This window comes from Winogradskyella sp. SYSU M77433 (assembly GCF_029911945.1).
Lineage (GTDB): Bacteria > Bacteroidota > Bacteroidia > Flavobacteriales > Flavobacteriaceae > Winogradskyella.
The window spans coordinates 1-11,437 of the sequence record NZ_JARYTG010000012.1 but is presented as its reverse complement, the minus strand read 5'-3'; the positions used below and the strand labels follow the sequence as shown (position 1 = coordinate 11,437).

Genomic DNA, 11,437 nt, shown 5'->3' with positions numbered 1-11,437 from the left:
TGGATTGTAAACTTAAGATGTATAACCGCAATTACGGCGGATTCGACTACGTCCGAATCCACTCGGAATTGCTAACGTCAGTGCTTAACCGAAAAACAATAACTTTAATCCCGTAACTGACGGTTATACGAGACCGTTAGCGGTCAGTGTAAAAAATTTCAAAATCCTAAAATTTGTTAAAACAAAATATATCGCTTGCGATTTAATCTTCAAAGATATACTTTTACACTTAAATATTTATCATTCACTTTAAATTAAATCACTATGAAGTACAATCAATTAGGAAATTCAGGAATTTTAGTTTCAGAACTTTGTATGGGAACGATGAGTTTTGGTAGCAGTGGCTACTGGAGTGTGGTAGGTTCTCTAGGCTATGAAGATAGCAAGCGATTAGTGGACATCGCCATAGACTCTGGCATTAATTACTTCGATTCTGCTGATGTTTATTCTCACGGCCAATCGGAAGATATTTTAGGAAAAGCAGTGAAAGACAAAAGAAAGGATGTCATCATTGCTACCAAAGTCCGCGGTAGAATGAGTAAAGAAATTAATGATGTGGGCCTTTCCAGAAAACACATTATCGAGAGTTGTCACAACAGTTTAAAACGATTGGGTACCGACTATATCGACCATTATGTACTTCATAGTTACGATCCAATTACTCCTTTTGAAGAAACCATTTCAACCCTTGATGACCTCGTTTCACAAGGAAAAATTAGATATTATGGGGTAAGTAACTTCCCGGCTTGGCAGCTAATGAAGTTTATCAACACCGCTGAAAAAAATCATTGGGAAAAACCCGTCTCATTGCAAGCCATTTATTCACTTATATCCAGAGATGTAGAATATGAATTGATACCGCTTTGCTTGGATCAAAAACTAGCCTTTACCCCTTGGTCGCCACTTGGAGGCGGATTTTTAACCGGTAAATACAGAAAAGACAAGCCAATGCCGGAAGGAGCAAGAAGAACCAATGAAGAGCAGAATTTTATTCAAATCGATCCGGAAAAAGGCTATGCTATTGTTGATGAGTTGGAAAAAATTGCCAACAAACACAAGGCTTCTATAGCACAAGCAGCCCTAAATTATCTTTTGAGAAAACCCGGAGTAACTTCCGTACTTATTGGAGCTACCAAGCCTCACCAGTTGGAAGACAACATCAAAACTACTACCTGGGAAATGGATGCAGAAGATGTTAAAATCCTGGATGAGCTAACAGCATTAAACCCTATTTATCCTTATTGGATGTTGCAGTTTACAGCTATGGATAGAGCCAATGGAGATTTCTTTTTATAAAATTTAAAAACCAAACAGAATGAATACGATAAATTTTAAAACATACATTTTATTGCTTTTTACACTCCTTTTTAGTGTAGAAACTCTGACTGCCCAAAACAGCAAAGAAAATGTAAAAAGCAAGGTTAAAACTGAAGAAATTACCTATAAAGATGGCGAGGTTACACTCAATGGCGTTGTTTATTATCCTGCAAAGCAAAAGGGAAAACAACCTGCCATTTTAGTAGTGCCCGAATGGTGGGGGCTGAACGACTATGTGAAAAATCGTGCTAAAATGTTGGCAGAGTTAGGCTATGTAGCTATGGCGGTGGATATGTACGGTAATGGATTGGTCGTAGAAAACCCTGCCGATGCCCAGGCCAATGCCGGAAGGTTTTATGGGGATCCTAACCTGATAAAAAGTCGGATGCAGGCGGCTTATGATGCTGTAGTTCAACTACAACAGGTGGACGCTTCAAAAGTAAGTGCCATAGGTTATTGCTTTGGCGGAACGGTTTCGCTTTTTGCTGCCAGCTTAGGGGTACCATTAGAAACTGTGGTTAGTTTTCACGGTGGACTAAGCGGCTTTCAAGCTAGTCCTGCAATGAAAAACACCAAAGTATTGGTTTGCCACGGTGAAAGTGATTCGTTTGTGCCGCAAGCTGATGTGGATAATTTTCATCAACAAATGAAAGACAACAACATTACCTACCAGTTTAAGTCTTATGCTGATGCCACACACGCTTTTACCAATAAAGCATCTACAGCTACCGGGGAAAAATTCAACCTTCCCATTTCCTACAATGAAGCTGCCGACAAAGCTTCTTGGAAGGATATGAAAGCCTTTTTCAAAACTTATTTTCCAACTAAAAAGTAATTAAAATGGAAGCGAGCTTATTTGAACTTGAGGCAAAAAAACTCAACGGAGAAACCATTTCTTTGAAAGAGTTTGAAGGTAAAACCATAGTGGTGGTAAATACTGCTAGCAAGTGCGGACTTACCCCACAATATGAGGGATTGGAAAATTTGTATAAAATATACAAAGACAAGGGGTTGGTTATTTTGGGATTTCCTTGCAACCAATTCGGAAAGCAGGAACAAGGCACAGCCAATGAGATTAGTGAATTTTGCGAAATTAATTACGGGGTAAGTTTTCCTATGTTCGACAAGGTAGAAGTCAATGGGCCCAATGCTCACCCCGTTTTTAAGTATTTAAAATCCAAACTTGGAGGCATTTTAGGTAGCAACATCAAATGGAATTTTACCAAATTTGTCATTGATAAAAACGGAAAGCCGGTCAAACGATTTGCTCCTACCACCAAGCCGGAGAAAATGGAAAGTTACCTGCGAAAAATTCTTTAAAAATGAAAAATTCTGCTGAATTAGAAATTGAAAATCAGTATTGTTTTCCGATATACGCAGCATCTAGAGTGGTAACCAAACTTTATACGCCCCTGCTCAACGAGTTGGGGCTTACTTACCCTCAATATTTAACGATGTTGGTGCTCTGGCAATACCAAAACCTGACGGTAAATGATATTGGCAGTAAACTAATGCTGGAGTCCAACACCCTGACTCCCTTGCTTAAAAGGTTGGAAAGTCAAGGTTTTATTTCAAGGAAACGCTCTAGTAGTGACGAACGTGTAGTGGAGATAAGCCTTACAGAAAAAGGAATAAATTTAAAAAAGAAGGCGAGTTACATACCTGAAAAATTATCTTGCTCCATTAGTCATTCAGGGATAAGTCAAGAAGAAATGGACCAGATGAAACATACCTTGCAAAAGCTAATTGCCTTAACTAAAGAGCATCATTGTAAATAATTTTAAACAAAGTATAACCAAAAAATAATTGAATATGCAAAATTTTAAAAATCACGTCCGTTACAATCCACTTCATCATTTTATTCTATCTCCGCTCACACTTGTTGGGGTGATATTGAGTATTGTATTGCTATTCTCTGACCACAGTCTGACTGAAAAAATCTTTTTTCTGATTTTAGCTTTAAGTGTTTTTCTCGCTTCTTTAATAGCTAGATTGTATGCCACAAAAAATCAAGACAGAACCATAAGAGCAGAACTACGATTACGCTATTATATTTTGACAGGCAACAGATTAGAAGAATTAGAAGATAAATTAACTATGGCACAACTGGTTGCCACTAGATTTGCATCAGATGAAGAATTAGCAGCATTGATAGAGCGAGCAGCCAAAGAAAACCTTAGTCCAAAAGCCATAAAAGAAAGCATAAAAAATTGGACTGCAGATGAAAATAGAGTTTAAACATTTTAAAACAAAAAATTATGAGCAAAAAAAGAAAAATTACAGGTTGGGTAATGGCAGGATTGCTTACCGCTTTATTAGTAATGAGTGCCAGCCAAAAGCTAATAGGTAACCCCGAAATGGTTGAAAATTTCGGTAAATGGGGCTTGGGCTCAATGATAACCATCATAGCTTTGGGCGAATTGGTAAGTGTATTGTTGTTTTTGATACCTCGCACTGCTGTTTTAGGGGTATTGTTATTGAGTGCTTATTTTGGAGGTGCCATATTGGTACATATGGCCAATGACGAGCCTTACGTTTTTCAATCCATCGTTCTGTTGTTTATTTGGGTAACTGCTTGGTTAAGAACCCCTGAAATGTTTACAAGACTAATCAGTGGAAATCCTTCTTAATCAAATCCAGTATTAGAACAGTCAACTTAAAATGGATAGAAAACAATTTATATTAGCAACATTAGGACTAACAATTGTGAATACCTTAAGCAGCTTTAGAAAATATACGGATGAACTTCCTGTTCAAGGAAAAAAGATGCCTGTTTTATTTACTTCGCATGGCAATCCTATGGATATTCCGCTTTCAAGAGAAGAACGCACCTTTTGGAATACCTTATTTCAATTGGGAAAGGAATTGAAAAAAAATTATGAAGTAAAAGCTGCTTTGGTGGTTTCGGCTCACTGGTGTACCAGAGGAACTTTTGTTAACGTATCGCCTGAACAGCAACAGATTTTCGATTACTATGGGTTTCCTAAAGAATATTATGATGTATTTTACAAAGCTAAAGGCTCCCCTGAAATTGCAAAAGAAGTAAAACGCATTATCCCATCGGTTAGCGAAACTACCGACTGGGGTCTCGACCACGGAGCTTGGCCTATGCTTATGCACTTGTTTCCTGAAGCGGACGTGCCTGTATTTCAATTAAGCATCGACTATTATGCAAAACCTGAATATCATTACGAGTTAGGAAAACAATTAAAATCACTTCGTGAAAAAGGAGTACTCATCATTGGCAGCGGTGCATTAATTCACAATCTCCCACTTGCTATGAAAAAAATGCAAAGCAATGATAGTTCGCCCTATGGTTGGGAGATGGAATATGATAACTGGGTTAAGGAACAAATAGATAAAAGAAATATCTCTAACATTATTAATTATCAAAACAGTCATAAATTAGGCAAACTGGCAGCTCCTACGCCCGACCATTTTGTGCCTGTATTATATAGTTTAGGGTTGATGGATTCCAAAGATGAAATACATTACTTTTTTGAATCAGAGTCTTCCCTTCCCGCTTTTGGGGAAAGGAGTTTTATCATCAAACAATAATGACAGTATCCTGTTATTGGTACTTACTATTAATCGTTTTGATTTTCACTTCATTTAGCGTCAGTTTCAATCAAGGAAAAATACAATTAACAAAATATGAAAAATCAATCCCTAAAAATATGATAAACGAAAACACCTTTGAACTTCCCTTACGAAATGGGATTAAACCCAAAACTACACCAAGCAACCCACATATGCAGCTGAATCAACAGCCCGAAGACCGTAAACTCGTTGATTCACTAATGGATTGGGCATTCTCGCTTCCTGAAATCAACAAAGAGTTCAGCAAAATATCTGTTCCCGGAGCCCAAGCTATGTGTCTCTCTTCCGACAAAATGTGCAATGATTGTCACGCCTTTATGATTGGAAATGAGTTTGCTCACTTTCATCCAGTGCCCGATGGCAGTATGCACTTAGGTCTAACATTAAAAGATGCTGAATATGTCATAAGCCGAGGTTGGGGTGAGTTACACCCAGTTGCCAAAATGGGCTATCTTACTCATAATTTTATTATGGTGTATGCCCCTCGAAATGAAGAAGAAAAAGAAATCATTAAAAAAATTATCTTGCGGTCTTATTTATTTGCAACCGGCAAATTAAATGACAAATAAAGCCATAAAATATGCAAAAAGAATTTATTGAGTTATTAAAAAAAGGCATTGAAGAATTGATGCCTGCTAATCAACTATTAGGTATAAAAATTTTGGAAGTGAAGTCGGGTTATGCACATCTTCACGTTCCTTTTAAAAACGAATTCATTGGAGATTTCATTCAAGAGCGTTGGCACGGAGGGTTTTTAGCTGCTATTGCAGATACAGCAGGTGGCACTGCAGCTGCTACTACGCTGCAATCTCCCAAAGACAAACTCAATACCATTGATATGCGCATAGACTATCTACACGCTGCAACCTCCAGCGATATAGAAGCTAAAGCCCAAGTGATTAAAGATGGGAAAACCATCGTTAAAGTGGATATTCAACTTTTTCAAGACCACCAAGAAAATCCCGTAGTAGTTGCCCGTTGTGTTTTTAGCAAATTAATAAAAGAAAATAGTGATAAGCTTTCTGGAAAAGATTAGATGTGTTGGCTTTTTCAAGAATTTAAATGAATCAAATTTTTCTATCTAAAAAAGATGAACAAGTTTTTTCGAAAATTAAAAAAAGTGATGATTGTATTTATTGTAATAGTTTCCATTTTAATTCTTGCTCTTTGGCTTTTTATGCAACAAGATAAATTTGGGGCTTCTCCAACCAAAGATGACAGGCAAAAATATGAACAACTCTCTAATTATAAGGATGGTAAATTTCAAAATATCAGTCCAACACCGATGCTTACCCCTAATTATTCTTGGACACAAGTGATAAAAGAGCAACTATTTGAAAAACCTTCTAACCCTATTCCTGATAAAACATTACCTACCATTAAAACCGATTTGAAAAGTTTAGCAATTGAGGAAAATGTTCTTGTTTGGTTCGGTCATTCCAGTTATTTTATGCAACTCGACCAAAAAACCTATTTGGTAGATCCTGTATTCAGCGGCAATGCATCTCCCGTTCCCGGTACCAACAAAGCCTTTGCGGGAACGGATATTTATCAAGCAGAAGATTTTCCCAAAATCGATTACCTTATCATTACCCACGACCATTATGACCATTTAGATTACCCCACTATAATCCATCTAAAAGAAAAGGCAGAAAAGTTTATAGTTGGTTTAGGGGTAGGTAATCATCTTAAAAAGTGGGGCGTTCCCGAAGATAAAATCATCGAATTAAATTGGTACGAAAGCACACAACAAGGCACCGACCTAAGCATTCATTGCGAGCCTGCTCGGCATTTTTCGGGCAGAGGATTTTCCCGCAACAATACCCTTTGGGCATCCTTTTTAATTAAATCACCATCGATGACTATTTATGTAGGTGGAGATAGTGGTTACGATAGTCATTTTGCAGCCATTGGGAAGAAATATGCAACAATTGATTTTGCTATTTTAGATAACGGTCAGTACAATGCTGCTTGGCGAGCGGTTCACAATTTTCCGGAAGACGTTATACAAGCTGCCAAAGATTTAAAAGCCAAGCGCATATTGCCTGCACACTCTTCTAAATTTAAAATGGCCAATCACAATTGGGACGACCCTTTAGAAACCCTAACACAGCTTAATAAAACAGAAAACCTAAACATTGCAACCCCAAAAATTGGCGAAGTGGTTTACCTAAAAGATACCACCCAAGTATTTGATTTTTGGTGGAAATAAAAGACCTAAATTACTTTTGATAAACACCGAACCGCTAACAGCGTATATAACTTATGGCGGGGAAAGTGGTAAATTCAAGTTTTTTGCTTTTAAGTAAGTTTGGTGCAAGCCGACAAGAAAGCACTTCGAAAACCGCCACAAGTCATATACGCAAACCGTTGGCACACATTTAAAACCACTCAAAACCAAAGAGTAATCTTAAAATGGTAATATTTTTAATCTCTTTATTCATCATTGCTGGTCTCAACCTGATTCCAAACATTACCGGTTTTAAATCAATTGAAATTGAGAAAAAAATTTCAATAGTGTTATTGAGCAGTTTACTATTGAATATAATTAGTTTAGTACTAATTTTAAACGATATAAAATTTAAAGGCTTTTACACAAATTCAATAATTGGAATAATATTTATAATAACTTGTTTACTTTTCTTCACGATAGTCGATAATAATTGGAAAAAAATTCTGAAAGTAATATTATTAATTCCAGTCATAGCAATAACACTAATCACAGTATTTTTGAGTCAGCCAATTGCTAAATTTCAAATTAATCAAGAGTATAATATTGAAGTAAGAAGTGGAGGACTTTTAAGTTGCGGTGAAACCATACATATTTGTAAAACTGATATTTTGTTTTTTGATAAAGTAGTTCATAATAAAAATGATTTATGTGTTTATGGAGTTTATGATATAAGAACTACACATTTTAATAACGAAAAAGCGCAATTTTTGATATTTCATAATGAAAAATTAGATTCTGAAAACCCAATTATACTAGAACTTAAAATAAAATAAAAACGTGAGCCAACAACGTATATTTCCAATTGTGGTTTTGTGTCCTGCGGACACAGACGCTGGCGCATCAAAGTCAGTTCTTTTTACTATCTTTAATTCCTAAATTCCCACAACTGACAAATATACAAGACCGTTGTAGGCAATTTAAAACCTAACTAAACAACCAAATGACCGAATGAATTTTTTATACAGACTATTATTAACTTTCAATGCAACTTCATTGATAATTGTTGTTTTTTTAGTCAAAGAGCAAATACTGATTAATGGCATAGATTGTCGATTATTAAACTTACCAAATTACGTGTCGTACATTATTTACTTTCTTATTCCAGTTGGTCTGACCTTTTTAAGCCTTTTAATAGCAAGAATTTTAAGTAAAGATAATATTCAAGAAGCTTCAATTGTAAGTATTGAACAAGCCAACAATGCTTTTCTACCAAGTTATTTGGGATACTTTTTTGTAGCATTAAGTGTTCCCTATGTTGAAACATTAATATTTGTGTTTGCGATACTATTTATTTTCACATTCTTATCTCAAACTCTTTATTTTAATCCTCTTTTTTTAGTTTTTAGATATCACTTCTACTACTTGAATACAACTAATAATGTTCAACTTTTTGTAATAACAAGGAAAGAATTAAAAGACCCAAAAAGCATCAAAATTGAACAATTAAGACGAATAAATAATTTCACTTTTATCGATATAAAAAAATAATATGAATCATCTACTTGCAAAAAAAACAGGACGTAACGGAGAATACATAAAAATGATATCCGATGAAGATATTTTTAACTTACCAGATGACTTGGACAATCCACACGAATACGATACTGACTATAAGCTCGAAGATGATGAATGGTTTGCAATAGAAGCTTTTTCAGAAACAGATTTTTGCATTGATTTACTAACAACAGACTTTAATTCGGCTGAATATAATCAAATTGCTCTTGCAGATTATAATAGACTAAAATATCTATGTTCTTATCAAGACAATCGATATTACTACTTTCAAAAGTTATCTAGGAGTCAGACTATTAGACGCAAATGGTTTTCTATTTCCAACCAACCAGAAATTCAAAATGACAATCCGATAATTATCTTAAAAGAATTGCCAGATGCCATTTATGATAAGGAAGAAGATATACTCTATTTCAAAAAACTAACGTCAATCACGACAATATTTTCAGGAATCGGAAATTTATACAGAGAAGCAACACAAGAAGATACTGAAGAATTTCTTGAAAATGAATTTATCAATTTAACAGATGGATATGATGCATCAAAAGTCAAAAAGGCAAATAGAAAAAGAATCGCGATGGCAATGGACACTTTTAATGGTTTTAATGCGCAACAAAGAAATTCTATTTATGACTATATAAAACAATACTGTAATGAACTTGAATTTTCAGATAATGACAGAAATTTCAATATTGGTTCAGAAGAAAATTTAAAACAACTGATGTATGGAATTGAACAACGATATTATACAACGCCAATTGGAAATGAAAAGAGACTAGCGAATTCAATAACGACCATATAAAAACTGCCTACAACACCGTATAACAACAATTGCGGCTTTGTGTCCTGCGGACACAACCGCGCAAGCATAAAAGTCGGTAATTTTAGCTATCTTAGTTTCCAACCAATCCGCAACTGATTGTTATACAAGACCGTTGCCAGTAATTTGAAAAAAATTTAAGTTTAATAATATAAATAACCATCAATTATGAAAAAAAACAGATTAATTCAAATGTGTACATCACTAATCTTTTTATTATTTAGTTTAAATTCTTTTTGTCAATATGCAACAATTGAATTGAAAAATGGTGATACGCTTAATATGGCAAATGATAAATTTTACAATGAAAATGATCAATTAACATATTTCAAAGAAAAAGTCGAAATTAAAGGATTTGCTCTTTTTGGAATTGTAAGTAAAAAGAAAAAAGAAGAGTATCGTAAGAAAACAAACACAATCAATCTAGATGAAGTTGAACTTATTCGTAAAAAAGGAGAGTTCTCTATAGGGAAAAAAATTATAGCTAATTACATAGGTTACAAATATATTAAAATAGATGGAGAGTATGAAAAAGTGTATTTAGTACGTGATGACTTTTGTAGTTTATATATCAAATGGGAATATGCTGATAGAACAAGTGCAAAATATTCCTATTATGTCCAAAAAGTAAATGAAAAACCTTTTCATTTACATCAGCAAGGTACAGGTTCTGGTCCTAAGTATAAAAAAAGGTCAAAAGAATTTTTTAATGATTGCCAAGAAGCTATGGATTATATAGAAAATGGATTTAAAAGATTAAATATACCTGAGCTAGTTGATCTTTATAATTCCAAATGCGTAGGATAAATATAAAAACTACTGGCAACAACGTATAACAACAATTGCGGCTTTGTGTCCTGCGGACACAACCGCGCAAGCATAAAAGTCGGTAATTTTAGCTATCTTAGTTTCTAACCAACCCGCAACTGATTGTTATACAAGACCGTTGGCAATAATTTGAATGAAATATATAATTGGAATTATAATCTACGTATCATTTTTACAGAGCTGTTCGGATGATAATATTAACTCTGATCTGCTTGGGCAATGGAAATCGACCAAAAGTGCCAATATTGTTGAATTGAAATTTTTCAAAGATTCTCTGATATACAACGCCTGGGAAAGAACAACTAAATTTTCTTGGAAAAGCGACAGTACAAAAATTTACTATACCCAGTTGACAAATATTGACCCTGAATTAGAAACGGATTTTATAATGGATTATAGATTGAACTCTGGGAAGGACACTCTGTTTCTAAAAATTCCTGATTCTGATTTCACGAATGAATTTATCAAAGCTCAATGAACTGATTAAAAACTATTGCCAACAACGGCTATAGTTCATTGCGGCTGAATTCGCAAAGCCGAATTCACCGCTTTTTAGTATATTCGTTACTTATCGGAAAAATCCGCTGGGATTTTTCCGCAACGAAACCATAGCCAAGACCGTTGGTTGCAATAGCAGAATTAAAAACTAAACGTGAAAATTGTTCGAATTCCGAACTTTGAAAACAGCGGAACTTTGCGCAAAAAAGATTTTCGGAAACTGAATTTAATACTCAAAACCGAAACGTAACGCTGAATTGAAATTGTAAAACGGAACTGTGCGCAGAAATTCACTCGAGCGGAATTTGAAAAACGTGAATTGATCACTGCTACTCGATTGAATTCCAAAAATTACGGAATCAAAACGTGGAATTGAATAGCTGAACGCAAATCAAAACGGAATGAATCTCTTAAAACTGAAATATAACTGCAACCAACATTGTATAAATTCAATTGCGGCTGAATTTCCTACGGAAATTCATTGCAATTTTCTATCTTTCAGCTCAATCGGAAAATCGTACCGATTTTCCGCAACTGAAATTTATACGCTAACGTTGGCAGTAATATGAACTAATCCCAATCAGAGTCTTCTAAAGTGAAGATTTTGCTTACTTCGATTTCAAAAATTT

General features: G+C 34.8%; 14 protein-coding genes. All 14 read left to right on the top strand.

From position 1 onward, the window contains the following. Positions 1–264: 264 nt before the first annotated feature. The 14 genes from QGM60_RS17900 to QGM60_RS17835 all read left to right on the top strand — a co-directional run bounded on the left by QGM60_RS17900 (position 265) and on the right by QGM60_RS17835 (position 10,289). Positions 265–1,296: an aldo/keto reductase gene (locus QGM60_RS17900; protein ID WP_127137564.1), complete on the top strand. Its 1,032-nt coding sequence runs from the start codon at positions 265–267 to the stop codon at positions 1,294–1,296. Between the two features lie 19 nt (positions 1,297–1,315). After that, the gene (locus QGM60_RS17895; RefSeq protein ID WP_127137565.1) at positions 1,316–2,152 is read left to right on the top strand and encodes a dienelactone hydrolase family protein; all 837 of its coding nucleotides are present in this window, start codon (positions 1,316–1,318) and stop codon (positions 2,150–2,152) included. A 5-nt stretch (positions 2,153–2,157) separates the two neighbouring features. After that, entirely contained in the window at positions 2,158–2,637 is a 480-nt protein-coding gene (locus tag QGM60_RS17890; RefSeq protein WP_127137566.1) for a glutathione peroxidase, read from the top strand. A gap of 2 nt (positions 2,638–2,639) precedes the next feature. Beyond that, positions 2,640–3,095, top strand: coding sequence for a MarR family transcriptional regulator (locus QGM60_RS17885; protein ID WP_127137567.1), 456 nt, complete (start codon positions 2,640–2,642; stop codon positions 3,093–3,095). Between the two features lie 34 nt (positions 3,096–3,129). Further along, positions 3,130–3,555, top strand: a complete 426-nt coding sequence (locus QGM60_RS17880) for a DUF6526 family protein (RefSeq protein ID WP_127137568.1) — start codon at positions 3,130–3,132, stop codon at positions 3,553–3,555. A gap of 20 nt (positions 3,556–3,575) precedes the next feature. Continuing rightward, complete coding sequence (locus QGM60_RS17875; protein WP_127137569.1) at positions 3,576–3,947, top strand: DoxX family protein; 372 nt, start codon at positions 3,576–3,578, stop codon at positions 3,945–3,947. A 31-nt stretch (positions 3,948–3,978) separates the two neighbouring features. Next, positions 3,979–4,875, top strand: coding sequence for a class III extradiol ring-cleavage dioxygenase (locus QGM60_RS17870; RefSeq protein ID WP_127137570.1), 897 nt, complete (start codon positions 3,979–3,981; stop codon positions 4,873–4,875). Continuing rightward, entirely contained in the window at positions 4,875–5,486 is a 612-nt protein-coding gene (locus QGM60_RS17865; RefSeq protein ID WP_205780347.1) for a luciferase family protein, read from the top strand. The genes QGM60_RS17870 and QGM60_RS17865 overlap by 1 nt, the downstream gene beginning before the upstream one ends. A gap of 11 nt (positions 5,487–5,497) precedes the next feature. Continuing rightward, the gene (locus tag QGM60_RS17860; RefSeq protein ID WP_127137571.1) at positions 5,498–5,953 is read left to right on the top strand and encodes a PaaI family thioesterase; all 456 of its coding nucleotides are present in this window, start codon (positions 5,498–5,500) and stop codon (positions 5,951–5,953) included. Positions 5,954–6,007: 54 nt separating this feature from the next. Next, the gene (locus QGM60_RS17855) at positions 6,008–7,129 is read left to right on the top strand and encodes an MBL fold metallo-hydrolase (RefSeq protein WP_127137572.1); all 1,122 of its coding nucleotides are present in this window, start codon (positions 6,008–6,010) and stop codon (positions 7,127–7,129) included. 203 nt (positions 7,130–7,332) lie between these two features. Continuing rightward, positions 7,333–7,923 carry a hypothetical protein gene (locus tag QGM60_RS17850; protein WP_281141614.1) on the top strand — a complete coding sequence of 197 codons (591 nt, stop codon included), beginning with the start codon at positions 7,333–7,335 and terminating at the stop codon, positions 7,921–7,923. Between the two features lie 175 nt (positions 7,924–8,098). After that, a complete protein-coding gene (locus QGM60_RS17845; RefSeq protein WP_281141613.1) occupies positions 8,099–8,638 on the top strand; it encodes a hypothetical protein in 540 nt (179 codons plus the stop codon). Position 8,639: 1 nt separating this feature from the next. Next, positions 8,640–9,464 carry a hypothetical protein gene (locus tag QGM60_RS17840; RefSeq protein WP_281141612.1) on the top strand — a complete coding sequence of 275 codons (825 nt, stop codon included), beginning with the start codon at positions 8,640–8,642 and terminating at the stop codon, positions 9,462–9,464. A gap of 186 nt (positions 9,465–9,650) precedes the next feature. Beyond that, positions 9,651–10,289, top strand: a complete 639-nt coding sequence (locus tag QGM60_RS17835) for a hypothetical protein (RefSeq protein ID WP_281141611.1) — start codon at positions 9,651–9,653, stop codon at positions 10,287–10,289. Positions 10,290–11,437: the final 1,148 nt, after the last annotated feature.

Coding starts and splice junctions, on each gene's coding strand:
- QGM60_RS17900 (WP_127137564.1), top strand. CDS start 265: ATGAAGTACAATCAATTAGGAAATTCAGGAATTTTAGTTTCAGAACTT.
- QGM60_RS17895 (WP_127137565.1), top strand. CDS start 1,316: ATGAATACGATAAATTTTAAAACATACATTTTATTGCTTTTTACACTC.
- QGM60_RS17890 (WP_127137566.1), top strand. CDS start 2,158: ATGGAAGCGAGCTTATTTGAACTTGAGGCAAAAAAACTCAACGGAGAA.
- QGM60_RS17885 (WP_127137567.1), top strand. CDS start 2,640: ATGAAAAATTCTGCTGAATTAGAAATTGAAAATCAGTATTGTTTTCCG.
- QGM60_RS17880 (WP_127137568.1), top strand. CDS start 3,130: ATGCAAAATTTTAAAAATCACGTCCGTTACAATCCACTTCATCATTTT.
- QGM60_RS17875 (WP_127137569.1), top strand. CDS start 3,576: ATGAGCAAAAAAAGAAAAATTACAGGTTGGGTAATGGCAGGATTGCTT.
- QGM60_RS17870 (WP_127137570.1), top strand. CDS start 3,979: ATGGATAGAAAACAATTTATATTAGCAACATTAGGACTAACAATTGTG.
- QGM60_RS17865 (WP_205780347.1), top strand. CDS start 4,875: ATGACAGTATCCTGTTATTGGTACTTACTATTAATCGTTTTGATTTTC.
- QGM60_RS17860 (WP_127137571.1), top strand. CDS start 5,498: ATGCAAAAAGAATTTATTGAGTTATTAAAAAAAGGCATTGAAGAATTG.
- QGM60_RS17855 (WP_127137572.1), top strand. CDS start 6,008: ATGAACAAGTTTTTTCGAAAATTAAAAAAAGTGATGATTGTATTTATT.
- QGM60_RS17850 (WP_281141614.1), top strand. CDS start 7,333: ATGGTAATATTTTTAATCTCTTTATTCATCATTGCTGGTCTCAACCTG.
- QGM60_RS17845 (WP_281141613.1), top strand. CDS start 8,099: ATGAATTTTTTATACAGACTATTATTAACTTTCAATGCAACTTCATTG.
- QGM60_RS17840 (WP_281141612.1), top strand. CDS start 8,640: ATGAATCATCTACTTGCAAAAAAAACAGGACGTAACGGAGAATACATA.
- QGM60_RS17835 (WP_281141611.1), top strand. CDS start 9,651: ATGAAAAAAAACAGATTAATTCAAATGTGTACATCACTAATCTTTTTA.